27 protein-coding genes and 1 pseudogene are annotated in these 26,248 nt (G+C 72.5%); 11 read left to right on the forward strand and 17 right to left on the reverse strand.

The window, feature by feature from the left end:
* Positions 1–190: 190 nt before the first annotated feature.
* The 3 genes from N8I86_RS05930 to N8I86_RS05940 all read right to left on the reverse strand — a co-directional run bounded on the left by N8I86_RS05930 (position 191) and on the right by N8I86_RS05940 (position 3,301).
* The gene (locus N8I86_RS05930; protein ID WP_263277291.1) at positions 191–859 is read right to left on the reverse strand and encodes a response regulator; all 669 of its coding nucleotides are present in this window, start codon (positions 857–859) and stop codon (positions 191–193) included.
* Positions 856–2,076, reverse strand: coding sequence for a sensor histidine kinase (locus N8I86_RS05935; RefSeq protein WP_263277292.1), 1,221 nt, complete (start codon positions 2,074–2,076; stop codon positions 856–858). The genes N8I86_RS05930 and N8I86_RS05935 overlap by 4 nt, the downstream gene beginning before the upstream one ends.
* A 535-nt stretch (positions 2,077–2,611) precedes the next feature.
* Positions 2,612–3,301, reverse strand: a complete 690-nt coding sequence (locus N8I86_RS05940; protein WP_073894799.1) for a TetR/AcrR family transcriptional regulator — start codon at positions 3,299–3,301, stop codon at positions 2,612–2,614.
* Between the two features lie 146 nt (positions 3,302–3,447).
* On the opposite strand from N8I86_RS05940, the gene N8I86_RS05945 reads away from it, so the two are divergent.
* Positions 3,448–3,903, forward strand: coding sequence for a nitroreductase family deazaflavin-dependent oxidoreductase (locus tag N8I86_RS05945; protein ID WP_073894801.1), 456 nt, complete (start codon positions 3,448–3,450; stop codon positions 3,901–3,903).
* On the opposite strand, the gene N8I86_RS05950 is transcribed toward N8I86_RS05945, so the two are convergent.
* Positions 3,893–5,137, reverse strand: a complete 1,245-nt coding sequence (locus N8I86_RS05950) for a geranylgeranyl reductase family protein (protein WP_073894802.1) — start codon at positions 5,135–5,137, stop codon at positions 3,893–3,895. The genes N8I86_RS05945 and N8I86_RS05950 overlap by 11 nt on opposite strands.
* A gap of 132 nt (positions 5,138–5,269) precedes the next feature.
* Between N8I86_RS05950 and N8I86_RS05955 the strand changes: the two genes are divergently transcribed.
* Together N8I86_RS05955 and N8I86_RS05960 are read left to right on the forward strand one after the other, a co-directional pair.
* Positions 5,270–6,622, forward strand: a complete 1,353-nt coding sequence (locus N8I86_RS05955; RefSeq protein ID WP_263277293.1) for a dipeptidase — start codon at positions 5,270–5,272, stop codon at positions 6,620–6,622.
* Positions 6,623–6,683: 61 nt separating this feature from the next.
* Entirely contained in the window at positions 6,684–7,394 is a 711-nt protein-coding gene (locus N8I86_RS05960) for an MBL fold metallo-hydrolase (protein ID WP_263277294.1), read from the forward strand.
* Positions 7,395–7,654: 260 nt separating this feature from the next.
* Here the strand turns inward: N8I86_RS05960 and N8I86_RS05965 are convergent, their stop codons facing one another.
* Together N8I86_RS05965 and N8I86_RS05970 are read right to left on the reverse strand one after the other, a co-directional pair.
* Positions 7,655–8,698, reverse strand: a complete 1,044-nt coding sequence (locus tag N8I86_RS05965; RefSeq protein WP_263277295.1) for an NUDIX hydrolase — start codon at positions 8,696–8,698, stop codon at positions 7,655–7,657.
* A 143-nt stretch (positions 8,699–8,841) separates the two neighbouring features.
* Positions 8,842–9,033, reverse strand: coding sequence for a hypothetical protein (locus N8I86_RS05970; protein WP_073894808.1), 192 nt, complete (start codon positions 9,031–9,033; stop codon positions 8,842–8,844).
* Between the two features lie 232 nt (positions 9,034–9,265).
* Between N8I86_RS05970 and N8I86_RS05975 the strand changes: the two genes are divergently transcribed.
* Positions 9,266–9,619, forward strand: coding sequence for a hypothetical protein (locus N8I86_RS05975; RefSeq protein WP_123438748.1), 354 nt, complete (start codon positions 9,266–9,268; stop codon positions 9,617–9,619).
* Positions 9,620–9,892: 273 nt separating this feature from the next.
* Positions 9,893–10,648: pseudogene (locus N8I86_RS05980) on the forward strand (NPCBM/NEW2 domain-containing protein); the annotation flags it as partial.
* Positions 10,649–10,697: 49 nt separating this feature from the next.
* On the opposite strand, the gene N8I86_RS05985 reads toward N8I86_RS05980, so the two are convergent.
* The gene (locus tag N8I86_RS05985) at positions 10,698–11,651 is read right to left on the reverse strand and encodes an ROK family protein (protein ID WP_263277296.1); all 954 of its coding nucleotides are present in this window, start codon (positions 11,649–11,651) and stop codon (positions 10,698–10,700) included.
* A 247-nt stretch (positions 11,652–11,898) separates the two neighbouring features.
* Here N8I86_RS05985 and N8I86_RS05990 point away from each other — a divergent pair, with 247 nt between their 5' ends.
* Entirely contained in the window at positions 11,899–12,948 is a 1,050-nt protein-coding gene (locus tag N8I86_RS05990; RefSeq protein ID WP_073894813.1) for a LacI family DNA-binding transcriptional regulator, read from the forward strand.
* A gap of 7 nt (positions 12,949–12,955) precedes the next feature.
* Entirely contained in the window at positions 12,956–13,750 is a 795-nt protein-coding gene (locus N8I86_RS05995) for a hypothetical protein (RefSeq protein WP_073894814.1), read from the forward strand.
* 127 nt (positions 13,751–13,877) lie between these two features.
* Here N8I86_RS05995 and N8I86_RS06000 read toward each other — a convergent pair whose 3' ends face one another.
* The 5 genes from N8I86_RS06000 to N8I86_RS06020 form a co-directional block, all read right to left on the reverse strand.
* The gene (locus N8I86_RS06000; protein ID WP_073894816.1) at positions 13,878–15,176 is read right to left on the reverse strand and encodes a DUF6986 family protein; all 1,299 of its coding nucleotides are present in this window, start codon (positions 15,174–15,176) and stop codon (positions 13,878–13,880) included.
* 183 nt (positions 15,177–15,359) lie between these two features.
* A complete protein-coding gene (locus N8I86_RS06005; protein WP_073894817.1) occupies positions 15,360–16,322 on the reverse strand; it encodes an electron transfer flavoprotein subunit alpha/FixB family protein in 963 nt (320 codons plus the stop codon).
* A gap of 51 nt (positions 16,323–16,373) precedes the next feature.
* On the reverse strand, positions 16,374–17,159 hold the full coding sequence (locus tag N8I86_RS06010) for an electron transfer flavoprotein subunit beta/FixA family protein (protein WP_073894819.1): 786 nt from the start codon (positions 17,157–17,159) through the stop codon (positions 16,374–16,376).
* A gap of 217 nt (positions 17,160–17,376) precedes the next feature.
* Positions 17,377–17,886 carry a flavin reductase family protein gene (locus N8I86_RS06015; protein WP_123438746.1) on the reverse strand — a complete coding sequence of 170 codons (510 nt, stop codon included), beginning with the start codon at positions 17,884–17,886 and terminating at the stop codon, positions 17,377–17,379.
* A gap of 192 nt (positions 17,887–18,078) precedes the next feature.
* Positions 18,079–18,492, reverse strand: coding sequence for a TlpA family protein disulfide reductase (locus N8I86_RS06020; protein WP_263280073.1), 414 nt, complete (start codon positions 18,490–18,492; stop codon positions 18,079–18,081).
* Between the two features lie 75 nt (positions 18,493–18,567).
* Here N8I86_RS06020 and N8I86_RS06025 point away from each other — a divergent pair, with 75 nt between their 5' ends.
* Positions 18,568–18,984, forward strand: a complete 417-nt coding sequence (locus tag N8I86_RS06025) for a DUF4395 domain-containing protein (RefSeq protein ID WP_263277297.1) — start codon at positions 18,568–18,570, stop codon at positions 18,982–18,984.
* Positions 18,985–19,163: 179 nt separating this feature from the next.
* Positions 19,164–19,892, forward strand: coding sequence for a lysophospholipid acyltransferase family protein (locus N8I86_RS06030; RefSeq protein WP_073894826.1), 729 nt, complete (start codon positions 19,164–19,166; stop codon positions 19,890–19,892).
* Positions 19,893–19,997: 105 nt separating this feature from the next.
* Here the strand turns inward: N8I86_RS06030 and N8I86_RS06035 are convergent, their stop codons facing one another.
* The 4 genes from N8I86_RS06035 to N8I86_RS06050 form a co-directional block, all read right to left on the reverse strand.
* Complete coding sequence (locus tag N8I86_RS06035; protein WP_263277298.1) at positions 19,998–20,588, reverse strand: transglutaminase domain-containing protein; 591 nt, start codon at positions 20,586–20,588, stop codon at positions 19,998–20,000.
* A gap of 92 nt (positions 20,589–20,680) precedes the next feature.
* Complete coding sequence (locus N8I86_RS06040; RefSeq protein ID WP_073894829.1) at positions 20,681–21,751, reverse strand: threonine aldolase family protein; 1,071 nt, start codon at positions 21,749–21,751, stop codon at positions 20,681–20,683.
* Positions 21,748–22,503: an SDR family NAD(P)-dependent oxidoreductase gene (locus N8I86_RS06045; protein WP_073894831.1), complete on the reverse strand. Its 756-nt coding sequence runs from the start codon at positions 22,501–22,503 to the stop codon at positions 21,748–21,750. Before N8I86_RS06045 ends, N8I86_RS06040 begins: the two co-directional genes overlap by 4 nt.
* A gap of 41 nt (positions 22,504–22,544) precedes the next feature.
* Positions 22,545–23,942 carry a DUF6421 family protein gene (locus tag N8I86_RS06050; RefSeq protein WP_073894833.1) on the reverse strand — a complete coding sequence of 466 codons (1,398 nt, stop codon included), beginning with the start codon at positions 23,940–23,942 and terminating at the stop codon, positions 22,545–22,547.
* 402 nt (positions 23,943–24,344) lie between these two features.
* On the opposite strand from N8I86_RS06050, the gene N8I86_RS06055 reads away from it, so the two are divergent.
* Positions 24,345–25,028, forward strand: a complete 684-nt coding sequence (locus tag N8I86_RS06055; RefSeq protein WP_073894835.1) for a glycerophosphodiester phosphodiesterase — start codon at positions 24,345–24,347, stop codon at positions 25,026–25,028.
* A 27-nt stretch (positions 25,029–25,055) separates the two neighbouring features.
* On the opposite strand, the gene N8I86_RS06060 is transcribed toward N8I86_RS06055, so the two are convergent.
* Positions 25,056–25,595, reverse strand: coding sequence for a GNAT family N-acetyltransferase (locus tag N8I86_RS06060; protein ID WP_073894836.1), 540 nt, complete (start codon positions 25,593–25,595; stop codon positions 25,056–25,058).
* A 68-nt stretch (positions 25,596–25,663) separates the two neighbouring features.
* On the opposite strand from N8I86_RS06060, the gene N8I86_RS06065 reads away from it, so the two are divergent.
* Positions 25,664–26,056, forward strand: a complete 393-nt coding sequence (locus tag N8I86_RS06065) for a VOC family protein (RefSeq protein WP_073894838.1) — start codon at positions 25,664–25,666, stop codon at positions 26,054–26,056.
* Positions 26,057–26,248 lie beyond the last annotated feature (192 nt).

Raw genomic sequence — 26,248 nt, forward strand, 5'->3', positions numbered from 1 at the left:
CCTGACCGGCCCGCCGGGCGCACGCCTGCGGGCCGGTCGCGCCGGTCGCGCAGCGGCTCGCTGGGGCGTGTGACCGAGCGCCAGGCAAGGGCGGGCGTGACCGGTGCTCCGGCCTGAGCTCGCCGGATCGTCGTACGGCAGCCCGCCCCGAGGCCGGCCGGATCCGCTGCGCGAGTCGTGGGCGGTGCGCTCAGCCGCCCAGCCAGCCCGGCCGTACCAGGCCCGACTCGTAGGCCAGCACGACGAGTTGGGCGCGGTCCCGGGCACCGAGCTTCACCATCGTGCGGCTCACATGGGTCTTGGCGGTGAGTGGGCTGACCACCAGGCGGCGGGCGATCTCCTCGTTGGACAGGCCGATGCCGACCAGCGCCATCACCTCCCGCTCCCGCTCGGTCAGCAGGGAGAGCGAGCCGGCCGCCGCGGGCTCCTTCGAACGGGCCGCGAACTCGGCGATCAGCCGGCGGGTGACACCGGGCGACAGCAGGGCGTCCCCTTCGACCACGGCCCGTACGGCGCGCAGCAGTTCCTCCGGTTCCGTGTCCTTGACCAGGAAGCCGGAGGCGCCCGCGCGGATCGCCTCGAAGACGTACTCGTCCAGTTCGAAGGTGGTGAGCATGACCACCTTCACGTCCTTCAGCTCCGTGTCCCCGGTGATGCGGCGGGTGGCGGCCAGTCCGTCCAGCAGGGGCATGCGGATGTCCATGAGGACGACGTCCGGCCGCAGTTCGCCCACCAGGCGCAGCGCCTCCTCACCGTCGGCGGCCTCGCCGGTCACCCCGATGTCCGGCTGCGCGTCCAGCAGCGCCCTGAACCCCGCCCGCACCAGGGACTGGTCGTCGGCGAGCAGTACCCGGATCACTGGTCCTCCCTGAGGCGCGACGGCAGTACGGCGAGCACCCGGAAGCCACCGTCGGGGCGTGGGCCCGCCTCGATGGTGCCACCCAGCGCGGCGGCCCGCTCACGCATTCCGGCGAGTCCGTTCCCGCTGCCCCCGGCGTCCGCGCCGGTGGCGGGTCCGTCGTCGTCGATCCGCAGCCGCAACCCCCCGGCGTCGTGGGCGAGGTGCACGCGCGCGTGCCGCGATCCCGAGTGCCGTACGACGTTGGTGAGGGCCTCCTGGACGATGCGGAACGCCGCCAGGTCGGCGCCCGGCGGGAGGTGCGGCGACCGGCCCTCGATCTCCACGGTGAGTCCCGCTGCCGCCGCCTGCTCCACGAATTCGGGCAGCCGGTCCAGCCCCGGGGCGGGGGCGCGCGGCGCCGCCCCGGGGGCGCGCAGGGTGTCGAGGACCTGGCGGACCTCCCCGAGCGCCTCCTTGCTGGCGGCCTTGATGGTGGTGAGCGCGGCCCGCGCCTGCTCGGGATCGCTGTCGAGGAGCACCAGGCCCATGCCCGCCTGCACGTTGATGACGGAGATGCTGTGCGCGAGGACGTCGTGCAGTTCGCGGGCGATCCGCAGCCGTTCCTCGTCGGCGCGCCGCCTGGCCGCCTCGGCGCGGTCCGCGCGTTCGCGCGCCCACTGTTCGCGGCGCACGCGGGCCAGTTCGGCCACGGCGACGATCGCCAGCACCCAGGTGGCCAGGACGATCTCCTGGGTGAGGCCCGCCCGCTCGTCCCCCGCGGGTGGCAGCAGGCGGTAGAGCCACAGCGCGACCAGGGCGTGTCCGGCCCACAGCAGGCCGATGGCCGTCCAGGCGGCCCGCCGGTGACCGTCGACGACCGCGCTGAAGCAGGCGACGGCGACGGCGAGGAAGACGGGGCCGTACGGGTAGCCGAGGGCGAGGTAGGCGAGGGCCGCCACCGTCGTGCCGAAGGCCACGGTCACCGGGTGGCGGTGCCGCCACAGCAGCAGGAGCGAGGCGACGACCAGCAGGGCGCGTCCGTAGCCGTCGAGGGGTACGCGGTGCTGCTGCCCGTGCGCGGAGAAGGTGGTGCCGATCAGCACGAACGCGGTGATGAGCGCGGTGGAGCGCCACGGCAGCCGGGAGCGGTACGCCTCCGGGTCGTGGTGCCGGTTCCACCACGGGGGTCCGTACCGCCACCAGTGCGAGGGACCGCCTCCCTGCTCCTCTTCCATGTCCGCCACGCTAGACGGCAACCGGCCACGAGGGCGTCGGCCGGACGAGGTGATCACCGATACTCCCCGGGGAGTACGTCCGCCGGTGCCGGGACCGTGCCGGTCCGGCGCGCCGGTGCCGCAGGGTGCGCCCTCGGGGCTCGTACGCCGGCGGACTGTCAGGACCCCCGTGACCTCACGGGGTCGTTCTCGCGGACCCGTCGTCTTCGTGTCGGCGCCACCTCGCGGCCAGCCCCACCGGGCCTGCGGGCCCCGGCCGCTCCCCGTGCGCGGCGCACCCGGCGGGACGGTGGCCCGAGCGGACCGGTGCCCGCGGCGTGCGCCCGGGGGACGGCAGCGGACGCGGCGACCCCGCCCCGCCCCAGGGGCCCCTAGGGGCTTTCGTCTGGATCAGCCCGGGTCCGTGACGCCCGGCACGGCACCTCGCCGCGTTGTCGGACCACCCGAGTACGTCCAGTACGCGGGTGATCCTCCGCCTTGCGACGCACCGCGCCGGACGCCGCGGCCTGATCCGACCTGATCCAGACGAAACCCCCTAGCCCGCCAGCCCCACCTCGTGGGCCAAGCGGCCGACCGCGTGCCGGAAGAAGGTGGCGCGGTCCTCCACCACGCGGTTGAACTGGCCGAACAGCTCGAATCCGATCAGGCCGAACAGCTGCGCCCAGGCCGCGACCATCGGCGCGGCCACCTCGGGCGGCAGCTCCGGCGCGATGTCGGCCGCGATCCTCTCCGCCTCGGGGCGCAGGTCGTCCGGGAGCGCCGGGACGGCGAGGCCGGGCCCCTGGTGGGCGTCGCGGATGATCCCGATGAGGGCGAGGCCGACGCGGGACGCGGCGGGGACGGTGGTCTCGGGGGCCGAGTAGCCGGGCACGGGCGAGCCGTAGATCAGCGCGTACTCGTGCGGATGACCGAGCGCCCAGTCGCGCACCGCCTCGCACACGGCCGTCCAGCGTTCCCGGGGCGAGCCGCCGGCCGCGGTGTCCCGCGCCCGCTCCGCCGCCTCGCCGAGAGAGTCGTACGCGTCGATGATGAGCGCGGTCAGCAACTCGTCCCGGCTCGGGAAGTACCGGTACACGGCCGAGGAGACCATGCCGAGTTCACGGGCGACGGCCCGCAGCGAGAGCCTGGCCGCCCCCTCGGCCGCCAGCTGTCTGCGGGCCGCCTCCTTGATGGCCGCGGTGACTTCGGCCCTGGCCCGCGCGCGGGCTCCCTGTGCACTGCTCATCCCAGCAGTGTGCCACGGACCGAGAGCGGTGCACACATACGAGAGCGGTGCCCAAAAAAGAGAGCACTGCTCTTGCTCTGGAGCACCCGTCTGCTCCAGACTGGAGTCGAGCGAGAGCACCGCTCTCCCGAACCGTGGGGGTCCTTATGTCGTCGTCTTCGCCCTACTACCTCAAGGGCAGCCCGTTCACCGTCCGCATGAACAGCGTGATCGGCTGGCTCGCCCGGCACGGCGTCAGTCTCATGGGCACCGCAGAGATGTCCGTGCCCGGACGCAAGAGCGGCAAGATGCAGCGCATCCCGGTCAACCCGCACACCTACGAGGGTGAGCGGTACCTGGTCTCCGCGCGCGGCCATTCCCAGTGGGTGCGGAACATGCGCGCCGCCGGGGGCGGGGAACTGCGCGTCGGCCGCAAGGTGCGCCCCTTCACCGCGGTGGAGCTTCCCGACGCCGAGAAGCTCCCCGTGCTCCGCACCTACCTGGAGAAGTGGGGCTGGGAGGTCAACCAGTACTTCGCCGGGGTGACCGCCAAGTCCTCCGACGAGGAGATCATCGCCTGCGCCGGCGACCACCCCGTCTTCCGGATCACGGTCACGGGCTGACCGGCTCCTCCGCGGGCGCGGGCACCGCGTTGCGGTCCATCGCGGTCAGCGCGCGCTGGGCGAGCGGATGGGCGCGGACCAGCTCACCCAACGAGGTGGAGCCCTGAGTGATCTCCTTGAACGCCTTCCACGCGGGACGGAAGCCGGTGAGGGCCGCGTGGAACAGCCCGGGACGCCTCGCGAACGCGGCCAGCATCCGCTTGCCGACGCTCATCTCGACGCCGAGCCCCGCCTTGACGGCGAACGCGTAGTTGAGGGCCTGGCGGCGGGCGTCGACCGCGTCGTGCGCCTCGGCGACGCGGACGGCCCACTCCCCCGCCAGCCGGCCCGAGCGCAGCGCGAAGGAGATGCCCTCGCGGGTCCACGGCTCCAGCAGCCCGGCCGCGTCCCCGCAGACCAGCACCCGGCCGCGGGACAGCGGGGAGTCGTCGGCACGGCAGCGCGTCAAGTGCCCGGAGGAAATGGCCGGTTCGAAACCGGACAGGCCGAGGCGGCCGATGAAGTCCTCCAAGTAACGCTTGGTGGCGGCGCCTTCCCCGCGCGCGGAGATCACACCGACCGTCAGCGTGTCGCCCTTCGGGAACACCCAGCCGTAACTGCCGGGCATCGGGCCCCAGTCGATGAGGACCCGCCCCCGCCAGTCCTCGGCGACCGTCTCGGGCACCGGGATCTCCGCCTCCAGGCCGAGGTCCACCTGATCCAGCTTCACCCCGACGTGCGCCCCTATGCGGCTGGCGCTGCCGTCGGCGCCGACCACCGCGCGGGCCAGCACCGTCTCCCCGCCCTGCAGGACGACGGCGACCGTGCGCCGGTCCGGCACCGCCGAGCCGTGCTGCTCGACCCGCTGCACCGTGACGCCCGTACGCAGCTCGGCGCCCGCCTTCTGGGCGTGCTCGACCAGCTGCTGGTCGAACTCGGGCCGGTTGATCAGGCCGAACAGCATCTGCCGGGAACGGCGGGTGCGGGTGAAGCGGCCGTTGTTCGAGAAGGTGACCGCGTGCACCCGGTCCCGGAACGGCAGCTCGAAGCCGGGCGGGAGCGCGTCGCGCGAGGGGCCGATGATGCCGCCGCCGCACGTCTTGTAGCGGGGCAGCTCGGCCTTCTCCAGCAGCAGTACGCGCCGCCCCGCGACCGCCGCCGCGTAGGCGGCCGAAGCCCCCGCGGGTCCCGCGCCCACCACGACGACGTCCCACACCTGCCGCACGTCGTCCGCCGAAGAGTTCTCGCCGCTCACGTTGGTCTACCGCTCCGATCAAGCCGCTGCCGAAGTGTCCCTCGCATCCTACGGCGACCGTCGTCGCAGGCCACTGTGGGAGTATCGGGGGTACTCACCCCGTTCAACGTCGCACCCACGAGGAGCGTGCCCATGTCGTCGAATCCGGTCGCCGAGACCGTAGCCTCGCTGCTGCCCCGGGCGAAGGCGGAGCTGACCGAGCTGGTCGCCTTCAAATCGGTGGCGGACTTCACGCAGTTCCCGAAGAGCGAGAGCGAGGCGGCCGCGAGCTGGATCGCCGACGCGCTGCGCGCCGAGGGCTTCGTCGACGTGGCCCTGCTGGACACCCCGGACGGCACGCAGTCGGTGTACGGCCACCTGCCGGGCCCCGAGGGCGCCAAAACGGTCCTCCTGTACGCGCATTACGACGTCCAGCCGCCGCTGGACGAGGCCGGCTGGACCACCCCGCCGTTCGAGCTGACCGAGCGCGACGGCCGCTGGTACGGCCGCGGGGCCGCCGACTGCAAGGGCGGTGTGATCATGCACCTGCTCGCGCTGCGCGCCCTCAAGGCGAACGGCGGCGTCCCGGTCAACGTCAAGGTGATCGTGGAAGGCTCGGAGGAGCAGGGCACGGGCGGCCTGGAGCGCTACGCCGAGGCGCACCCCGAGCTGCTGGAGGCCGACACGATCGTCATCGGAGACGCCGGCAACTTCCGCGTCGGCCTGCCGACGGTCACCACCACCCTGCGGGGCATGACCCTGATCCGCGTGCGCATCGACACCCTCGCCGGCAACCTGCACTCCGGGCAGTTCGGCGGCGCCGCCCCGGACGCGCTCGCCGCGCTCGTCCGCGTGCTGGACTCGCTGCGCGCGGAGGACGGTTCGACGACCGTCGACGGGCTCGACGCCACGGCCGTCTGGGAGGGCCTGGAGTACCCCGAGGAGCAGTTCCGCGCGGACGCCAAGGTGCTCGACGAGGTCGGGCTGATCGGCGGCGACGCCGTCGCCGACCGCCTGTGGGCCCGTCCGGCGGTCACCGTCCTCGGCATCGACTGCCCGCCGGTCGTCGGCGCCACGCCGTCCGTGCACGCGAGCGCCCGCGCCCTGATCAGCCTGCGGGTTCCGCCGGGCGTGGACGCGGCGGAGGCCACCAAGCTGCTCCAGGCCCACATCCAGACGCACACGCCGTGGGGCGCCCGGGTCACCACGGAGCAGATCGGGCAGGGCCAGGCGTTCCGCGCCGACGTCTCCACCCCGGCGTACCAGGCGATGGCCGACGCGATGGCGGTCGCCTACCCGGGCGAGACGATGCAGTACGCGGGTGAGGGCGGCTCCATCCCGCTGTGCAACACCCTCGCCGGCCTGTACCCGCAGGCGGAGATCCTGCTGATCGGCCTGAGCGAGCCGGAGGCGCAGATCCACGCCCTCAACGAGAGCGTGTCGCCCGCGGAGCTGGAGCAGCTCTCCGTCGCGGAGGCGCTCTTCCTGCGCAACTACGCCGGCTGACCATTCTGCCCGTGGCAGAGGGCCCTCGCCTCCGGGCGGCGGCCCCGCCTACGGTCGGCGCATGGACCTCGTCGAACTGCTGCCCCGCCTCAGTCTCCTGCGCTTCCCGGTCGGCCAGGCCTACCTCTGGCGTGACGAAGCCGGGCTGACGCTGATCGACGCGGGCACGTCGGGATCCGGCCGCTCCATCGCCGAGGCCGTCTCGGCGCTGGGGCACGCTCCCGGAGACGTTCGGCGGATCGTCCTCACCCATTTCCACGAGGATCACGCGGGCGGAGCGGGCGAGTTCGCCGCGCTGAGCGGTGCGGAGGTGCTGGCGCACCGTCTGGACGCGCCGTTCGTCCGGGGCGAACTGGCCGGTCCGCCGCCGCGTTTCGAGGAGTGGGAGCTGCCGATCCACGCGGAGGCGGCGCAACACCTGCCCGAGGGCACGCCGGTTACCCCCTCGGCCGTCACTGACCTGTCGGAGGGGGACGAGCTGGACTTCGGCGGCGGCGCCCGGGTGCTCCACGTCCCCGGGCACACCGACGGCAGCATCGCGCTGTTCCTGCCCGAGGAGGGCGTGCTGTTCACCGGGGACACGGTGGCCGCGTCACCGGTCGACGGGACGGTGATGCCCGGAGTGTTCAACCTCGACCGGCCCCGCCTGCTCGACTCCGTCCTCCGACTGGCGGACCTGGAGCCGGAGGTGGCCTGCTTCGGCCACGGCGCGCCGGTGCTCGGCCGAGCCGCCGCCGCCCTGCGCCGGGCCACGGCCGCGTCGCACCCCTGACCCGAACGGCCGGTCCACCGGCCCTCAGGTCTCCGGACGGAGCCCCCGTCCCGCCGTGGGGAAGGTGCCGCCCGGTCGGCCGCACCGCAACAGCGGCACGCGAGGCAGCCAGCCGGGCCCGGTCCCCGGCGCGGGGATCACCCGACCGGCACCCCCGGCGTCCGGCGGAGGGCGCCTTTGGCGCGGGGTCGACCGGGCGGGGCGCCCCCGACGCAAACCACCGGCGCACACCCTTGAGGACAGAGCCCCCGGCGCGCGGATCAGCCGACCGGCACTCCGGCCTCCAGGTACAGCGCAGTGCCGCGCTCACGCGCCCGAAGAGCCCAGCGGAGCCGTTCGTAGCGGACCGGGGGGAGCATCTCGGCGGCCTCCTGCTCGGTGGCGAAGCGCCAGGCGCGCAGCTCCGGCCCCGGCAGCAGGACCCGGGACGCCTCGCCGGACTCCAGCCGGCCCCCGTCGAACAGCAGCCGAAGCCCGCCGAATCCGGGCGGCGCGGGCCGCTCCCAGTCCACGACGAGCAGCCTGGGCACGTCCTGGAGCCGTATCCCCGTCTCCTCGGCGACCTCGCGCATGCCGGCCCGGGCCGGTGCCTCGCCGCGTTCCACCACACCGCCGGGGAACTCCCAGCCGGGCTTGTAGGTGGGGTCCACGAGCAGCACCCGGTCCTCCTCGTCGAAGAGGAGGACACCGGCGGCCAGCGTCTCGGCGGTGGGTTCGGGGGTCTGCACGATGTCGCAGGCGGGCACGGCACCGCTGCCGACGGCCTCGGCGATGCGCACGGCGGCCTCGTGAGGAGTGAGGGCGCTGGTGTCCACCAGGTGGGCGTCCGAGGTGAGCCAGGACAGCAGGGCGGTGCGGTAGGGCTCGATGTGGTCGTACGACCACTGCCGTACCCGCAGCTCGCCGTCGGACAGTTCCGGGGGGATCTCCCGGGCCGCGATGCGCTCGCGCAGGATCGTTTCGGCCGGAGCGAGGACCAGGTGGTGCACGGGAATCCTGCGGGCGGCGAGTCCGCCGAAGATCTCGTCGCGGTACTCCTGGCGGAGCAGGGTCATGGGCACCACGAGGGTCCCGCCGAGCTCGGCGAGCATCCCGGCCGCCGTGTCGACCACGAGCCGGCGCCAGACCGGCAGGTCCTGGAAGTCGCCGACCTCGGCCAGGCGTTTGGCCGGCAGCAGGTGCGTGAGCGCCGCGCCGACGACCTCGGGGTCGAAGAGCGTGCTGTTCGGGATCAGCTCGATCAGCTCCCGTGCGGTGGTGGTCTTCCCCGCACCGAACGCGCCGTTGATCCAGACGACGGTCACGGACTCCCCCTCTTGTGTTGGCCCCCTGTGGCTTGCCCGCTCCACCCTGCCACGGAAACCCCGCCCCGGTGAGGGCGCCCGTACGGCAGTGCCGGTGCCCCCGGCGGCGGGGACACCGGCACGAACGCCGTACGACGTCGGGCCTACTCCTGGCCCGTGATGCCGTCGTCGAGGGCGAAACTGTCGTGGCTGACGAGGTGGCCGGCCGTGTCGAGGGTGTCCGAGACGTTGAGGTCGCTCAGCGTTCCCTCGTCCGCGGCGTGCGAGGGCGTGATGGCGGCCACGACGAATCCCGTGGCGAGGCTGGCGATGGCGAGCATGCTGCGCTTCTTCATGCGCTGATCAACTGCGCAGGCGCCCGGGGGTCACGCGGATCACCGCGGTTCCGCTCCGCAGATCGACCGTCGAGCGGTGCGGGGGCGCCCCGCCCTCCTGACCGGCGGCGCGGCCGGACGCCCGGCCGGGCACGCCACGGCACCGAAAACGGCGTGGCCGCGACGATCACGCCACCGGTATCGTCCCGAGGACCGTGTCCCGTTCACCGCGCTGGAAAGAGAAGGCACCGTCATGACCGGCCCCCGCCCCACCACCACCCTCTGGCGACCCACGGGTCCCGTGGAGCTGGAGCTGGTCCGTGAGCTCGACTGGCGCGCGTGGCCGCCCCGGCTCCCCGAGCAGCCGATCTTCTACCCGGTCCTCAACGAGGACTACGCGATCCGGATCGCCCGCGACTGGAACGTCAAGCACGACGGCGCCGGCTTCGTGACCCGCTTCGAGGTCGACACCGAGTTCGTCCGCCGCTACCCGGTGCAGCAGGCCGGCGGCCGGACGATTCTGGAGCTGTGGGTGCCCGCCGAGGAACTGGACGAGTTCAACGCCCACATCGTCGGCCGCATCGAGGTCGTCCACGAGTTCCGGTGAGTCCTGACGCGGCCCTGTCCCGGTGGGCCGTGGAGTGACGGTGAGCGGTTCCCCCGCGTTCCGCACACCCGACGACGCCCTCCTCGACGACGTCGCTCTGCGGGGACGGTCGGGGCTCGCTTCGTGAACCCGCGGCCCGGTGCCCGCCCACTTCCGGGCCCATCGGCGTCGGCTCGTCCTGCCGGGCCTGGGCTGTGGCGCCTTGCTGGGCGTGCTCCTGGCGACCAGGCTGTACCGGCGAGTCAGGCAGGGCCGGCCCAAACTGGCCGACGTCACCGTCCACTTGTGGGACTCGGGGCGGACGGGGGCACCCTGCTGGAGACGGGCACCCCGGCGACCCTGACGAGCACCGTCGCCGATCTGGGCCGTACACCCGCCCGCCGGGTGTCCGTCTCGCCGACCGGACCCGACGGCTGGAGCGTGCGCGCCATGTCGGCGACCACGACCGCGGCGCTCGGCACCGGCCGGTCCCTGCGCAGCGGGTGGCGCGTCACCGCACCGGCCGGGACGCCGACGGGCGCTACGAACTCACCCTGCGGGCGCGGTACCGCACCCCTCCGGGCAACGGGTCACCGCCACCCTTCCGCTGACCGCGTCGGTCGTACTGCCGCCGCCCTCCGGAACGTCGTACCTCAGCGACCTGCCGTGGCTGTCGGCGAGCAGCGGCCGGGGCCCCGTGGAGCGCGACACCAGCAACGGGGAGAGCGCGGCGGGCGACGGCCATCCGATCCCGCCCACGTCAAGGGACTCGGCGTGCACGCCCCGAGCGACGTCTGCTTCTGCATCGGCAGGGCGTGCGAGACGGTCACCGCGGACGACGGGAAGGGCGCGGCCGGCACCGTGGCCTTCGAGATCCGGGCGGACGGGAGGAAGGCCGCCTCGACCGGGGTGCTGACCAACGCGCTGCCCGCCCGGCCGGTCGCGGCCGACGTGACCGGCGCCGAGGTGGTCCGCCTGGTCGTCACCGACGGCGGGGACGGCGTCGACTCGGACCACGCCGACTGGGCGGACGCGCGCCTTGGCTGCTGAGCCGTCGACGCGGCCGGCGACCCCGGGACGCGGGCCGCAGAACGTGCCCTCAGACGCTCGCCGCGGTCGCGTCCGGCCTGCGGGCCAGCGCGGCCGCGGCCGCGCCGACCAGGCCCGCGTCGGTGCCCATCTGCGCCGGCACGACGGTCAGCCGCTGCACGAAGGACAGCGTCGCGTAGTCGGTGAGCGCCTTGCGCAGGGGGGTGAGGAGGATGTCGCCGGCCTTGCCGACGCCCCCGCCGATCACCGCGATGTCGATCTCGACCAGGGTCGCGGTGGCCGCGATGCCCGCGGCCAGCCCCCGCGCGGCCCGCTCGAAGGAGGCAACGGCGACCGGATCGCCCGCGCGGGCGGCGGCGGCCACCGCGGCGGCCGAGGTGTCGCCGTCGGGGCCCGGACGCCAGCCCTGTTCCAGCGCGCGGCGGGCGATGTTCGGGCCGCTGGCGATGCGCTCCACACAGCCACGGGCGCCGCAGGGGCAGGGGTCGCCGTCGAGGTCGACGCTGATGTGACCGATGTGCCCGGCGTTGCCGGTCGGGCCGGGATGCAGCTGCCCGTTCAGCACGAGGCCGCCGCCGACCCCGGTGGAGACCACCATGCACAGCGCGTTGTCGTGGCCGCGGGCGGCGCCCTGCCAGTGCTCGGCGGCCGTGATGGCGACGCCGTCGCCGATCAGCTCGACCGGCAGGTTGCCGGTGGCCGCGCGCACCCGCTCGACCAGCGGGAAGTCCCGCCAGCCGGGTACGTTCACCGGGCTGACCGTGCCGGCCGACGCGTCCACCGGGCCCGCGCTGCCGATGCCGATGGAGCCGGCGCGTCCCCACAGGGGCGAGCCGCCGAGGTCGCGGAGCACCTCCTCGACCGCCCGCATGACCGTTTCGCCACTCTGCTGGGCGGGCGTGGCGCGCTGCGCCCGGGCCAGGATCCGTCCGTCGCCGTCCACCAGCGCGCCGGCGATCTTGGTGCCGCCGATGTCCAGGGCCGCCACCAGGTCGGTGTGCATCAGAGTCGAATCTCCCCGTTGAAGCTTGAAAAACCAGGAAAACGCAGGCCGGTCAAGCGGTGGGGGCGCAGGCCGGGGACAGCGGTGGACAGTCTCTCGCGCATCTGACAACGTTGTCCAGGCTCTATGCTCGACGCCACATCCTCATACAAGCCCATGGATCCGCGCACCACCCCGTGGGAAAGAGGTACGGAGGCCCCCCGGGGGGCCGCTGGACCAGACGGACGACAGGACAGGACAGCGCATCGTGCCAGAGATCACCCGCCGCGCAGACCGCCTACCCGGCACGCGCTACGGCAACCGCCCGACCATGAAGGACGTGGCGGCACGGGCCGGGGTCGGACTGAAGACGGTCTCCCGGGTGGTCAACGGCGAGCCGGGGGTCACCCCGGACACCGAGCGCCGGGTGCAGGAGGCGATCGAGGCGCTCGGCTTCCGCCGCAACGACAGCGCCCGGGTACTGCGCAAGGGCCGCACCGCGAGCATCGGCCTGGTCCTGGAGGACCTCGCGGACCCGTTCTACGGCCCGCTCAGCCGCGCCGTGGAGGAGGTGGCCCGGGCCCACGGCGCCCTGCTGATCAACGGCTCCAGCGCCGAGGACCCGGAGCGAGAGCAGGAGCTGGCACTGGCCCTGTGCGCGCGGCGGGTGGACGGCCTGGTGGTGATCCCGGCCGGGGACGACCACCGCTACCTTGAGCCGGAGATCAGGGCGGGCGTGGCGACCGTCTTCGTGGACCGCCCGGCCGGCCGGATCGACGCCGACGTGGTCCTGTCGGACAACTTCGGCGGCGCCCGCGACGGCGTGGCCCATCTGATCGGGCACGGGCACCGGCGGATCGGGTTCATCGGCGACATGCCCCGCATCCACACGGCGGCCGAGCGCCTGCGCGGCTACCGGGCCGCCATGGAGGACGCGGGGATACCGGTCGACGACCGCTGGATGTCCCTCGGCACGACGAGTCCGGAGCGGGTGCGCCGGGCCGCCGAGGAGATGCTGTCGGCGCCCGAACCCGTGACCGCGATCTTCACGGGCAACAACCGGGTGACGGTCACGGTGATCCGGGTCCTCGCCGAACAGTCCCGCCAGGTCGCCCTGGTCGGGTTCGACGACATCGAGCTGGCGGAGCTGCTCCAGCCGGGGGTCACGGTCGTCGCGCAGGACTCGGCCGCGCTCGGCCGGACCGCCGCCGAGCGCCTGTTCCGGCAGCTGGACGGCACGCTCGTCGCACCGGAGCGGATCGAGCTGCCCACCCGGCTGATCACCCGCGGCTCGGGCGAGCTGCCACCGGCCGACTGAGCCGCTCATGTCCGGCCGTACGCTCCGGGAACTCGGCCTCGCCGAGGTGCCCCGGGAGCATCCGCTGACGTACCCCGGCGCCTGGCCCGCCGACTCCGGCGTGCTGCACGGCGACCGGATGCTGCCGCTGGAACGCCCGGTGTACGAGGACCGGGCGCCGGTCCTCGCCGTGGGCTCCAACGCCTCCCCCGCCCAACTGCGGCACAAGATGGCGGAGTTCGGGATCGACTCCCCCGTTCCGATGGTCCGGTCCCGGGTGACGGGCGTCGAGGTGGGCGTCTCCGCGCATGTGAGCCGCATGGGGTACGTCTCCGCCTCCCCGGTCGCGTCGCCGGGCGCCGTACGCGAGTTGTTCGTCATCTGGCTCGACCGCCGGCAGCTCGACGTGATCGACGCCAGCGAGGGCGTGCCGCTGACCCGGGGGAACTTCTGGCGGGCCTGGCTGCCCGCGTCGGGCGTACGGGTCGAGGTCGCCCACGGGCAGGTGCTGCCCGGGGTGTACTCCTACGTCAACCGGCACGGGGTGCTGCACGACGGCGACCGGTCACCGCGCCGGCATCCCGGCCAGCGCGCGCTGCTCACCGAACTGCTCGGGCGCTCCGCGCCGTTGCGCGCGCTGTTCGGGGCGACCCCGGAGGAGTTCAGTGCCCGGGCGCACGGGGACGCCGGGCTGTGCGCGCGGGGCACGCGGCTGTTCGCCGAGCAGGGCTGGGTGACGGAGTCGGGACTGGAGCCGTACGCCCACGGCCGGCCGCCGGGGAGCCCCGGCGCGGGTGAATGGCCCTCGGCTCCCCTGCCCTGACCGTCCCGTCGCCGTCGCCCCGTCCCGCCGGTCGGTGACCGTGCGGGCGGGGGACGGTCGACTGCGTGCCCGGCTGGCGGGGGCGCACCCCTGGGGGGCGGCGGGGCCGGGAACGCGAGCGGTCCGGTTACTTCCCTGAGGCCGTCAGGTCACCGCGCCGGGGTGCGGCGAAGCCCTCCAGGTCGGCGCGGGTCAGACCGGTGAGGCGGGCGACCTCGGCGATGTCGAGGGCGCCGCAGTCCAGCCCGCGCAGCAGGTAGCCGCTGAGGGCCTTGGCGGTGGCGGGCTCGTCCATGACGTCCCCGCCGGCCCGGTTGGCGTAGCGGGCGAGGCGGGCCGCCGCCTGCTCGAAGCCTTCGCGGTAGAAGGCGAAGACGGCCGCGTAGCGGGTGGGGATGTGGCCCGGGTGCATGTCCCAGCCCTGGTAGTAGGCGCGGGCGAGGGCGCGGCGGGTGAGGCCGTAGTGCAGGCGCCAGGCGTCGTGCACCTTCGCGGTCGGGCCCACGGGCAGGACGTTCGTCGAGCCGTCGGACACGCGGACGCCGGTGCCCGCCGCCGCGACCTGCATGACCGCCTTGGCGTGGTCGGCGGCCGGGTGGTCGCTGGCCTGGTAGGCGGCGGAGACGCCCAGGCAGGCGCTGTAGTCGAAGGTGCCGTAGTGCAGGCCGGTGGCACGGCCGCCGGCGGCCTGGATCATGCGGGCGACGGCCGCGGTGCCGTCGGTGGCGAGGATGGACTGGCTGGTCTCGATCTGGATCTCGAAGCCGAGGCGGCCGGCGTCCAGGCCGTGCGTCTTCTCGAAGGCCTCCAGGAGGCGGGCGAAGGCGTCGACCTGTTCCGGGTAGGTGACCTTGGGCAGCGTGAGGACCAGGCCCTCGGGCAGGCCGCCGGCCTCCATCAGGCCGGTGAGGAAGACGTCCAGGGTGCGGATGCCCCGGTCGCGTACGGCGGCTTCCATGCACTTCATGCGGATGCCCATGTACGGCGCCGCGGTGCCCTTCTCGTACGCCTCGGCGATCAGGCGGGCCGCGCGGGCCGCCGCCTCGTCCTCCTCGGCGTCGGGGCGGGGGCCGTAGCCGTCCTCGAAGTCGACGCGCAGGTCTTCCACCGGCTCGCGCTCCAGCTTGGCGCGGACGCGGGAGTACACGGGCTCGGCGAGGTCGTCGGCGAGCCCCAGGACGGCCGCGAAGGAGGCGGCGTCGGGGGCGTGTTCGTCGAGGGCCGCGAGGGCGCGGTCGCCCCAGGAGCGGAGGGTGTCGGCGGCGAAGGCGTCACCGGGGACGTAGACGGTGTGGACGGGCTGCCGGGTGCCGGGGTCCCCGGGGTAGCGGCGCTCCAGCTCCGCGTCGACCGGTGCGAGGGAGGCGCTGATCTCCTCGCTGACGGCACCCGCGAGGCTCGTCGCCACCTTCTCCTGCTGACCCATCCCACACCCTCCAATTTTCCGCTCTACGGAATCAACAATCCGTAGAATGAAGTTATCCGGGTGGTTCTCCCTGGTCAACACCCCGTCCGGACCTTGGTCGCCCGCGCCCGCCCGCCTCCAGGATGCACCGAGGCCCCGGTGACCGGGTCGGTCACCGGGGCCTCGGACGAGCCCTGGGAGGTCTCAGCCCTTGCGGGTCTTGATCTCGTCGGTCAGCTGCGGGACGACGTCGAAGAGGTCGCCGACCACGCCGAAGTCGACCAGCTCGAAGATCGGGGCCTCGGCGTCCTTGTTGACGGCCACGATCGTCTTGGAGGTCTGCATACCGGCACGGTGCTGGATCGCGCCGGAGATGCCGTTGGCGATGTACAGCTGCGGCGAGACCGACTTGCCGGTCTGGCCGACCTGGTTGGTGTGCGGGTACCAGCCGGCGTCCACCGCGGCACGCGAGGCACCGACGGCCGCGCCGAGGGAGTCGGCGAGCGCCTCGATGATCGAGAAGTTCTCGGCGCCGTTGACGCCACGGCCACCGGAGACCACGATCGCGGCCTCGGTCAGCTCCGGGCGGCCCGTCGACTCACGCGGCGTGCGGCCGGTGACCTTCGTGCCGGTGGCCTGGGCGGAGAAGGACACGGACAGGGCCTCGACGCTGCCCGCGGCCGGGGCGGCCTCGACGGCGGCGCTGTTCGGCTTGACCGTGATGACCGGGGTGCCCTTGATGACACGGGACTTGGTGGAGAAGGACGCGGCGAACACCGACTGGGTGGCCACCGGGCCCTCGTCGCCGGCCTCGATGTCGATGGCGTCGGTGATGATGCCGGAGCCGATGCGCAGCGCCAGGCGGGCGGCGATCTCCTTGCCCTCGGCGGAGGACGGGACCAGCACGGCGGCCGGGGAGACGGCCTCGTGGGCGGCCTGGAGGGCGTCCACCTTCGGCACGACCAGGTAGTCGGCGTACTCGGACGCGTCGTGGGTGAGGACCTTCACCGCGCCGTGCTCGGCGAGCGTGGCGGCGGTGTCGGCGGCGCCGTTGCCGAGGGCGACGGCGACGGGCTCGCCGAGGCGGCGGGCCAGGGTCAGCAGCTCCAGCGTGGGCTTGCGGACGGCGCCGTCCACGTGGTCGACGTAGACGAGGACTTCAGCCATGGGATTGCTCTCCTGCGAAACGAAGTTGAGGGGCGGTCGGCGGGCGCGGACTCAGATGAACTTCTGGCCCGCGAGGAACTCGGCGAGCTGCTTGCCGCCCTCGCCCTCGTCCTTGACGATGGTGCCGGCCGTGCGGGCCGGACGCTCGTTCGCGGCCTCGACCTTGGTGTACGCGCCGTCGAGACCGACCTCCTCGGCCTCGATGTCCAGGTCGGACAGGTCCCAGGACTCGACCGGCTTCTTCTTGGCCGCCATGATGCCCTTGAAGGACGGGTAGCGCGCCTCGCCCGACTGGTCCGTCACGGAGACGACGGCCGGGAGCTGCGCCTCGAGCTGCTCGGAGGCGGCGTCGCCGTCCCGGCGGCCCTTGACCGTGCCGTCCTCGACGGAGACCTCGGAGAGCAGGGAGACCTGCGGGACGCCCAGGCGCTCGGCGACCAGCGCGGGCACGATGCCCATGGTGCCGTCGGTGGAGGCCATGCCGGAGACGACCAGGTCGAAGCCGGCCTTCTCGATGGCCTTGGCCAGCACCAGCGAGGTACCGATGGCGTCGGTGCCGTGCAGGTCGTCGTCCTCGACGTGGATGGCCTTGTCGGCACCCATGGAGAGAGCCTTGCGAAGCGCGTCCTTGGCGTCCTCGGGACCGACCGTCAGGACGGTGACCTCGGCGTCGTCCGCGTTCTCCGCGATCTGCAGGGCCTGCTCGACCGCGTACTCGTCCAGCTCGGAGAGCAGACCGTCGACGTCGTCGCGGTCGACGGTCAGGTCATCGGCGAAGTGCCGGTCGCCAGTGGCGTCGGGCACGTACTTCACAGTGACAACGATCCTCAAGCTCACGCCGGCTCTCCTACTACTTCGACATTTCCGGGCTGCCTCTTGGAGGCAGCATAGGCGCCTCAAGCGGCCGATCCCGGTCGGGGCGTCCGCACGCTCCGACCGAAATATTACTCGTCAGTACACCCAGTTCATGCCCGCTAAGCAAGCGCTTTGAACTGTGACCTTCGCAACGCAGCGTAACCGGAATCCGACGTCTTCGCAGAAGAGCCGGGCGTGATCAATCCCGCAGGCCGTTGAAGCGGCCGTGGTGGTAGAGGAGGGGGCGTCCGGCGCCCGAGGGGTCGCCTCCGAGCACCTCGGCGAGCACGATCCGGTGATCACCGGCCGGGACCCGGGCGACGATCCGGCACACCAGCCAGGCGAGCACGTCGTCCAGCACCGGCACGCCCTCGGGGCCCTCCCGCCAGGCGGTGGGGGCGCCGAAGCGGTCGGCGCCGCTGCGGGCGAAGGTGGCCGCCAGTTCGCTCTGGTGCTCACCGAGTATGTGGATGCCGACGTGCTCGGTCGCGGCCACCGCGGGCCAGCTGGAGGCGCCCGTGCCGATGCCGAAGGAGACCAGCGGCGGCTCCGCGGAGACGGAGGTGAGCGAGGTGGCGGTGAAGCCGACCGGGCCGGACGCGCCGCTCGCGGTGATCACGGCGACACCGGCGGCGTGCCGGCGGAAGGTGGAGCGGAGCAGGTCGGGCGAGGCGAGCTGGAAGGTGCCGAGGTCGGGCGAGGCCGTCATGGAATTGTCCTTCTGCGCGGGGTGGCTGGGTCCGTGGCTGCTCAACAGCCCGGACAGCGCGCGCTGGCGGTGCGGGCCAGGTCGACGTGGACCCGCCCGTAGAGAAGGAGTTCGGTCGGCACAGGCCCAGGCTGACGACGGGTGGCATGCACAGTCAAGTTCGTTCCGCGATCTGGGAGACGTCTCACGCGCTCACACGGCCTCGCCGAGGGCCGCGATGACGTCGGCCTTGCGGGGCTGTCCGGTGGCGCGTCGCACCACCCGGCCCTCGGCGTCCAGGACCAGGACGGTGGGCGTCTTCAGGATCTCCAGTTCGCGTACGAGGGCCAGCCGGTCCTCGGCGTCGATCTCGAGGTGGGTGACGCCCGGGACCATGCCGGCGACCTCGCCGAGAATGCGCCGGGTCGCCCGGCAGGGCGCGCAGAAGGCGCTGGAGAACTGGACGAGCGTGGCCCGCTCCCCCAGTTCGCCGCCCAGCTCGGCCGCTCCCAGCCGCTTGCCGTCGTCCCGCCCGCGCACCCGCACCCTCCCGCTCCGCCGCCCGTGCAGCACTCCGAAGGCGGTCGCCGCCAGGAGCACCGCCACGCACACCACCAGTTCGGTCATCATCCGTACAACCCTTCACGAGACTGCAAAGATTCCCGCCTCCCGCGAGACGTGCCGTTGCGGAATGCTTGATTCATGGACATCGATGTGAGGGGGCCGCGCTTCGGGGCGGCCGTGACGACGGTCGTGCTGGCGGCGGCGCTCGTCACACAGAGCGTCTGGATCCTGGGCTGGCAGACCCTGGCGTTCGCGCTCGGGGCGGCCGGAGGTGTCACCCGGTCGCCGTACGGCCGGGTGTTCCGGACGGCCGTACGTCCACGGCTCGGACCGCCCACGGAGTTCGAGGCGCCGGAACCGCCGCGCTTCGCGCAGACGGTGGGACTGGTGTTCGCCGGGCTGGGTCTCGTCGGCTTCGCCCTGGGGCCGCAGTGGCTCGGACTGGCCGCGACCGGGGCCGCGCTCGCAGCCGCGTTCCTGAACGCGGCCTTCGGATACTGCCTGGGATGCGAGATGTTCCTGCTCCTCAAGAGGGCCACGGTACGCGTGGAGTGACGGGCGTTCGGCGGAACACGGCCGACGTGACGAGGATCTCGCCGACGCGGGGCACCAGGACTGGCTACCCGTCCGTTCTTCGGGCACGATCTGCGAGACGCCGTAAACCTACGGCTGCGTAACTTTCCCGCCGGGAGCCCTCCCTTTCCCGAGCAGAGCAGAAAGGGTCCACCCCGCCCATGGCAGAGCTGGTCTACCGTCCCGTCATCGGTTTCGCGAAGACGTTGTTCAAGGTCTGGGACCTGAAGATCGACTGCCAGGGGTCGGAGAACATCCCGCGCACGGGCGGCGCCGTCCTGGTGAGCAATCACATCAGCTACCTGGACTTCGTCTTCAACGGTCTGGCGGCCCTCCCGCAGAAGCGCCTGGTGCGCTTCATGGCGAAGGAGGCCGTCTTCCGCCACAAGGTGTCCGGCCCTCTGATGCGCGGCATGAAGCACATCCCGGTGGACCGCAACCAGGGCGAGGCGGCCTACACGCACGCGCTGGACTCGCTGCGCTCCGGCGAGATCATCGGGGTGTTCCCGGAGGCCACGATCTCGCAGTCGTTCACGCTGAAGAGCTTCAAGTCCGGCGCGGCCCGCCTCGCCCAGGAGGCGGGCGTCCCGCTGATCCCGATGGCGGTGTGGGGCACCCAGCGGCTGTGGACCAAGGGCCACCCCCGCAACTTCAAGCGTGACCACCTGCCCGTCACCGTCCGGGTGGGCGAGCCGGTCGAGGCGCCCCGCGACCAGTACGCCGGCGCGATCACCCGCCGGCTGCGCGAGCGCTGCCAGGAGCTGCTGGAGGCCGCGCAGCGCGCCTACCCCGGCCGCCCGAAGGGCCCGGAGGACACCTGGTGGCTGCCCGCGCACCTCGGTGGCGCCGCGCCGACCGTGGAGCAGCTGCGCGCCGCCGAGGCGCACTGACCTCGTCGCACCCTTCTCTTCACCGCGGCCGTCCCCTGACGGCCGTGCTTCCCCCTCCCCCCGTCCGGCTCGCCGTCCACGCCGCCGCGCGGCCGTCCGCCGCCCTCACAGGGCGTCCGGCAGCGTCCTCCAGAGGTACGGCCGGTCGGGAGCGGCCCTGAGCGCGCCGAGCACGGCCGGATGCGGTGCCGCGTACAGCCCCGGACAGTCGGCCTCGCCGGCCTCCGGGTCGGGGATCCAGGCCAGCCGTTCGCCGTTCAGGGAGAACCGCGCGTCCACGCCCGGCTTGTTGCCCCGCGGGTCCTGCCGGTGCCAGGCGCCGTGGAAGCGGACGGCGACCAGGCCGTGCATCACGTGGCCGCCCTCCCCGTCGCTCAGGCGCTGGTAGCACAGTGCCGTCGGGATGTCCTCGGCCCGCAGCAGGGCCGCCAGCGCGTGGGCCTTCGCGTAGCAGATGCCGGTCCGCAGTCCGAGCACGTCCGAGGCGCGCCAGGTGACGCGGAGATCACCGGAGTCCTGGGAGTGCGGTACGGAGTCCCGGACGAACTCATAGGCCGCCCGCGCATAGTCATACGAGTCGGCGGCGGATGCGGCGAGTCGGGCGGCCGTCTCCCGTACCACCGGGTGGTGGTGGTCGATGGCCTCGTCGGCGGCCAAGTAGGCGGACAGGTCCGCAGTGTTCTGGATCAGCTCCATAGCGGCGGAGCATAGGAATGCGGCCACCCGATCGTCAATGACTTTTCAGGTGACCGCATATCTATGCAATCAGTGAGGCTGTCCGCGCGTGACTAGCGCGCCATCTCCTCCTTGAGCGCCGCCACGAACGTGTCGACGTCCTCCTCCGAGGTGTCGAAGGAGCACATCCAGCGCACCACGCCGGCGTTCTCGTCCCAGAAGTAGAAGCGGAACCGCTTCTGCAGCCGCTCGCTCACGTCGTGCGGGAGCTTCGCGAAGACGCCGTTGGCCTGCACCGGGTAGAGGATCTCCACGCCGTGCACCGCGCGGACGCCCTCGGCGAGCCGCTGGGCCATCTCGTTGGCGTGCCGGGCGTTGCGCAGCCACAGGTCCTTGGCGAGCAGCGCCTCCAACTGCACCGACACGAACCGCATCTTGGAGGCGAGCTGCATCGACATCTTGCGCAGGTGCTTCATCTGCCGCACCGCGTCCTGGTTGATGACGACCACGGCCTCGCCGAACAGCGCGCCGTTCTTCGTCCCGCCCAGCGAGAGGATGTCCACGCCGACCGCGTTGGTGAACGTCCGCATGGGCACGTCCAGCGAAGCGGCGGCGTTGGCTATCCGGGAGCCGTCCAGGTGCACCTTCATGCCGTGCGCGTGGGCGTGCTCGCAGATCGCCCGGATCTCCTCCGGGGTGTACAGGGTGCCCAGCTCGGTGCTCTGGGTGATCGAGACGACCTGGGGCATGGCCCGGTGCTCGTCCTCCCAGCCCCAGGCCTGCCGGTCGATCAGCTCGGGCGTGAGCTTGCCGTCGGGCGTGGGCACGGTGAGCAGCTTCAGGCCGCCCATGCGCTCGGGGGCGCCGCCCTCGTCCACGTTGATGTGCGCGCTCTCGGCGCAGATCACCGCGCCCCAGCGGTCGGTGACCGCCTGGAGCGCGACGACGTTCGCGCCGGTGCCGTTGAAGACCGGGAAGGCCTCCGCGGTGGCCCCGAAGTGGCCGCGGACGATCCGCTGGAGGTTCTCGGTGTAGTCGTCCTCGCCGTACGCGACCTGATGGCCGCCGTTCGCCAGCGCCAGGGCGACCATCACCTCCGGATGCGCCCCGGCGTAGTTGTCACTGGCGAAACCGCGGACCTCCGGGTCGTGATGGCGACGCGCGTCGGTCCTGGGAGGGTTCACGGCTTCTCGGTCAGCCACAGACGGTTTCCGTTCACTTCGGCGGCGGACTTGCTCCAGACGCCCTCGATGGCCTCGGCGAGGTCGGTGACGTCCGTGAAGCCCGCGAACTTCGCGTTGGGGCGTTCGGCGCGCATGGCGTCGTGCACCAGCGCCTTCACCACCAGGATCGTAGCCGCCGACGTCAGCTCCTCGGCGCCCCCCGCCTTGCGGAAGAAGTCGGCCATGGCGAGCGTCCACGCCTCGGCGGCGGCCTTGGCGGCGGAGTAGGCGGCGTTGCCCGCGGTGGGCTTCGAGGCGCCGGCCGCGCTGATCAGGACGTAGCGGCCGCGGTCGCTGCGCTGCAGCGCCTCGTGGAAGGCGAGCGAGGTGTGCTGGACGGTCTTGACCAGCAGGAGCTCCAGGAAGTCCCAGTCGTCGAGGCTGGTCTTCGTGAAGGTCTCGCTGCCGCGCCAGCCGCCGACCAGGTGGACGAGACCGTCGACCCGCCCGAAGTCCTTCTCGACGTGCGCGGCCCAGTCCCGGGTGGACTGCAGGTCGAGCAGGTCGACCGTGTCGCCGGTGACGGTGGCGCCACCGGAGGCGTACCGGGCCGCGTCCACGGCCTCCGACAACCGCTGCGGGTCGTTGTCCGCGCCCACGACGGTCGCCCCGGCCTCGGCCAGCCGCAGCAGGGTCGCGCGCCCGGCGGGGCCGCCCGCTCCGGCGACCGCGATGACCGCACCGCTCAGTGCCCCGTTCGCCCCGTTCCCCATGGTGTTCCCCTCTGAAGCAGCAGTGTTCTTGACGCGGTCGCTCACGCGGCGAGCCGCTCGGCGCCGTCCGCCGTGATGCCCTTGGTGGAGGCGATCACGTTCTTGAGCTTCTTGGACAGGGCCTCATAGAACATGCTCAGCGGAAACTCGTCCGGAAGCACGTCGTCCACGAGCTTGCGCGGCGGCTGGTCCAGGTCCAGGGCCTCGGGGCCCTTGGCCCACTTGGAGCCGGGGTGCGGCGCGAGGTAGGTGGAGACGAGCTCGTAGCCGGCGAACCAGTGCACGAGCTTCGGGCGGTCGATGCCGTCCTTGTAGAGCTTCTCGATGTCGGCGCACAGCTGGTTGGTGACCTGCGGGGCGCGCTCCCAGTCGATGGAGAGCTTGTTGTCGGTCCAGCGGACGACGTCGTGCTTGTGCAGGTAGGCGAAGAGCAGCTGACCGCCCAGGCCGTCGTAGTTGCGGTTGCGGTCGCCGGTGACCGGGAAGCGGAACATGCGGTCGAAGAGCACGGCGTACTGCACGTCACGGGCCTGCGGGACGCCGTCGGCCTCGAGCTTCACGGCCTCCTTGAAGGCGGTGAGGTCGCAGCGCAGCTCCTCCAGGCCGTACATCCAGAACGGCTGGCGCTGCTTGATCATGAACGGGTCGAACGGCAGGTCGCCGTGGCTGTGGGTGCGGTCGTGGACCATGTCCCAGAGCACGAAGGCCTCTTCGCAGCGCTTCTGGTCGTGCACCATCGCGGCGATGTCCTCGGGCAGCGTGAGGCCCAGGATGTCGACGGCGGCGTCGGTCACGCGGCGGAAGCGCGCGGCCTCGCGGTCGCAGAAGATGCCACCCCAGGAGAATCGTTCCGGCGCCTCGCGCACGGCGATGGTCTCCGGGAAGAGGACCGCGGAGTTGGTGTCGTAGCCCGCGGTGAAGTCCTCGAACGTGATGCCGCAGAACAGCGGGTTGTCGTAACGCGTGCGCTCCAGCTCGGCCAGCCACTCGGGCCAGACCATGCGCAGCACGACCGCCTCCAGGTTGCGGTCGAGATTGCCGTTCTGCGTGTACATCGGGAAGACGACCAGGTGCTGCAGGCCGTCCCGGCGGTCCGCGGCGGGCTGGAAGGCCAGCAGGGAGTCCAGGAAGTCCGGCACCTCGAAGCCGCCCTCGGCCCAGCGCCGCAGATCCTTCACCAGCGCCTCGTGGTACGCCGCGTCGTGCGGTACCAGCGGGGAGAGCTGCTCGACCGCGTCGGCGACACGCTCGACGGCCGCCACGGCGTCGGCGCGCTGCGGGGCGCCCTCGGCCTCGAAGTCGATCGATCCGTCCTTCGACTGCCATGGCCGGATCTGCTCCACGGCATCCTTGAGCACGGGCCAGGCCGGATGCTCAACGACCCTGGTCAGCGGAGAAAGCTGTCCCTCCACACCCGACTGCACAAGAATTTCCGTCATGTCCCATCCTCCACGGGAGAACCTCGCGTATGGACACCGTATGCATACCCCGTTTCTCTCAGCAAGAGGCTGCTCGGGAAATTATTCTGCCCAACCCGTCGGTCACCGATGTTTTTCCTGCCGTAAACCGTGACCACACTCACTTTCGCCGTATTCACATGTCAGACAGAACCGGTGTGAACGGGTCGAACCGGACGGTCAAGGGGATGGCGGACTCGCCCACCCCCGGGTGAGGCGGAAGCCAGTACCGGCCAGTCGGCGCCCGCGACGCGCCCCGATCGCCCTCGCGCGTGCGGGTTCATCACGGGTCCCGGCGACTAGGCTGCGGCCTTGCCCGCGCGGACGACGGCGTCCGCCCCTTCCGCGCGTGCCGAGCCGCCGTCGACGGAAGCGAGTCGAACCTTGAACTTCCTTACCATCGGTCACCGCGGGGTCATGGGTGTCGAGCCCGAGAACACCCTTCGTTCCTTCGTCGCCGCGCAGCACGCCGGCCTCGATCTCATCGAACTGGATCTGCATCTGAGCAAGGACGGCGCCCTGGTCGTCATGCACGACGCTGAGGTGGACCGCACGACCGACGGCACCGGGCCGATCGCCGAGAAGACCCTCGCGGAGCTGCGCGCGCTGGACGCGGGCCGGGGGGAGCGGGTGCCGGTGTTCGAGGAAGTGCTGGACGCGGTGAGCGCGCCCCTGCAGGCCGAGATCAAGGACGTGGCCGCGGCGCGGGCACTGGCCGAGGTGATGCACCGGCGCGACCTGGTCGGGCGGGTGGAGGTGTCGTCGTTCCACGACGACGCGGTCGCCGAGATCGCCCGGCTGGTGCCGGGCGTGCGCACCGCGCTGGTCGCCAGCCGGTACGGCCCCGACGTGGTGGACCGCGCCGTCGCCGTGGGCGCCGGGGCCGTCTGCCTCAACATCCGCCGGCTGACCCTGGAGGTCGTCGAGCACGCGCGCAAGTCCGGGCTGAGGATCATCGGCTGGGTGGTCAACACCCAGGAGCACCTGCGGCTCGTGCGCGCGCTGGAGCTGGACGGCGCGACGACCGACTATCCGGAGATCAAGCGCACGGGCCGCTTCACGGCGTGACCCGGCGCCCGGTCCCCCGCGTGGACGTCACACCAGCGCCTTGACCAGCAGCTCGAACCGCAGGTCGTCGCGCTGCGGGATGCCGAAGCGCTCGTCGCCGTACGGGAACGGGGACATCCGTCCCGTACGGCGGTAGCCGCGGCGCTCGTACCAGGCGATCAGGTCCTCGCGCACGGAGATCACCGTCATGTGCATCTCGGTGACGCCCCAGGTCGCCCGGGACCAGCGTTCGGCCTCGGCCATGACGATCTTCCCGAGCCCCGCGCCCTGGAGGGTGGGGCTGACCGCGAACATACCGAAGTACGCGTGGTCGCCGCGGTGTTCGAGCTGGCAGCAGGCGACGACCCGGTCGTCCTGCTCGACGGTCAGCAGCCGGCTGTCGGGCGACTTGATGACCGCCAGCACCCCCTCGGGGTCGGTCCGCTGCCCCTTGAGGATGTCCGCCTCGGTGGTCCAGCCGGCCCGGCTGGCGTCCCCGCGGTACGCGGACTCGATCAGCGCGACCAGCGCGTCGACGTCGGCGTCGGTGGCGTCGCGGAAGGTGAGTCCGGCGGCGGGGGTGTCCATGGGCGGTCTCCGATCTCGGGCGTGCTGAGCCAGGGATGAGGGTAACCCTGCCACTAGGCTCCGCATGCATGGTGCATGTACTCAGTGGCCGGACACTTCTGCGGCCCACCGACCCCGAGCGATCCCGCGTCTTCTACGGCGGGCAACTGGGGCTGTCCGTCTACCGGGAGTTCGGTACGGGGCCCGAGCGCGGGACCGTCTACTTCCTGGGCGGCGGCTTCCTCGAGGTCTCCGGCCGTTCCGAGACCCCGCCCTCGCCCGCCGTCGCACTCTGGATGCAGGTCGAGGACGTCGGGAGCGCCCACGACGAGCTGCGGGCGAAGGGCGTCGACATCGTGCGGCCACCGGTGAAGGAGCCGTGGGGCCTGATCGAGATGTGGATCGCCGACCCGGACGGCACCCGGATCGTGTTGGTGCAGATCCCGGCGGACCATCCGCTGCGCCACCGGCCCGGGATCTAGGCCTGTCGTCCGGATCGGGCCGGCCTGGCTCACGGTGTCTTGTCGCGACGTCGGCATGATCCGAACGACAGGCCCTGGCCCGGGCCGGCGGCACCCGGCACGTCCCGGGCCGGTCCCGGATGGCCTCCGTCGCAAGCGGGGTCTAGCGTGCGGAACGAGGGCTCCTTCGCGGGTCGCGGCCCGCGCGGGAGC

The organism is Streptomyces albidicamelliae (assembly GCF_025642175.1).
In the GTDB taxonomy this organism is placed as follows: domain Bacteria; phylum Actinomycetota; class Actinomycetes; order Streptomycetales; family Streptomycetaceae; genus Streptomyces; species Streptomyces albidocamelliae.

Bases quoted from the DNA above. Each gene is read 5' to 3' on its own strand.
- N8I86_RS05935 (WP_263277292.1), bottom strand. From the start codon at position 2,076: ATGGAAGAGGAGCAGGGAGGCGGTCCCTCGCACTGGTGGCGGTACGGA.
- N8I86_RS05940 (WP_073894799.1), bottom strand. From the start codon at position 3,301: ATGAGCAGTGCACAGGGAGCCCGCGCGCGGGCCAGGGCCGAAGTCACC.
- N8I86_RS05945 (WP_073894801.1), top strand. From the start codon at position 3,448: ATGTCGTCGTCTTCGCCCTACTACCTCAAGGGCAGCCCGTTCACCGTC.
- N8I86_RS05955 (WP_263277293.1), top strand. From the start codon at position 5,270: ATGTCGTCGAATCCGGTCGCCGAGACCGTAGCCTCGCTGCTGCCCCGG.
- N8I86_RS05960 (WP_263277294.1), top strand. From the start codon at position 6,684: ATGGACCTCGTCGAACTGCTGCCCCGCCTCAGTCTCCTGCGCTTCCCG.
- N8I86_RS05970 (WP_073894808.1), bottom strand. From the start codon at position 9,033: ATGAAGAAGCGCAGCATGCTCGCCATCGCCAGCCTCGCCACGGGATTC.
- N8I86_RS05975 (WP_123438748.1), top strand. From the start codon at position 9,266: ATGACCGGCCCCCGCCCCACCACCACCCTCTGGCGACCCACGGGTCCC.
- N8I86_RS05985 (WP_263277296.1), bottom strand. From the start codon at position 11,651: ATGCACACCGACCTGGTGGCGGCCCTGGACATCGGCGGCACCAAGATC.
- N8I86_RS05995 (WP_073894814.1), top strand. From the start codon at position 12,956: ATGTCCGGCCGTACGCTCCGGGAACTCGGCCTCGCCGAGGTGCCCCGG.
- N8I86_RS06000 (WP_073894816.1), bottom strand. From the start codon at position 15,176: ATGGGTCAGCAGGAGAAGGTGGCGACGAGCCTCGCGGGTGCCGTCAGC.
- N8I86_RS06005 (WP_073894817.1), bottom strand. From the start codon at position 16,322: ATGGCTGAAGTCCTCGTCTACGTCGACCACGTGGACGGCGCCGTCCGC.
- N8I86_RS06015 (WP_123438746.1), bottom strand. From the start codon at position 17,886: ATGACGGCCTCGCCCGACCTCGGCACCTTCCAGCTCGCCTCGCCCGAC.
- N8I86_RS06020 (WP_263280073.1), bottom strand. From the start codon at position 18,492: ATGACCGAACTGGTGGTGTGCGTGGCGGTGCTCCTGGCGGCGACCGCC.
- N8I86_RS06025 (WP_263277297.1), top strand. From the start codon at position 18,568: ATGGACATCGATGTGAGGGGGCCGCGCTTCGGGGCGGCCGTGACGACG.
- N8I86_RS06030 (WP_073894826.1), top strand. From the start codon at position 19,164: ATGGCAGAGCTGGTCTACCGTCCCGTCATCGGTTTCGCGAAGACGTTG.
- N8I86_RS06035 (WP_263277298.1), bottom strand. From the start codon at position 20,588: ATGGAGCTGATCCAGAACACTGCGGACCTGTCCGCCTACTTGGCCGCC.
- N8I86_RS06045 (WP_073894831.1), bottom strand. From the start codon at position 22,503: ATGGGGAACGGGGCGAACGGGGCACTGAGCGGTGCGGTCATCGCGGTC.
- N8I86_RS06050 (WP_073894833.1), bottom strand. From the start codon at position 23,942: ATGACGGAAATTCTTGTGCAGTCGGGTGTGGAGGGACAGCTTTCTCCG.
- N8I86_RS06060 (WP_073894836.1), bottom strand. From the start codon at position 25,595: ATGGACACCCCCGCCGCCGGACTCACCTTCCGCGACGCCACCGACGCC.
- N8I86_RS06065 (WP_073894838.1), top strand. From the start codon at position 25,664: ATGGTGCATGTACTCAGTGGCCGGACACTTCTGCGGCCCACCGACCCC.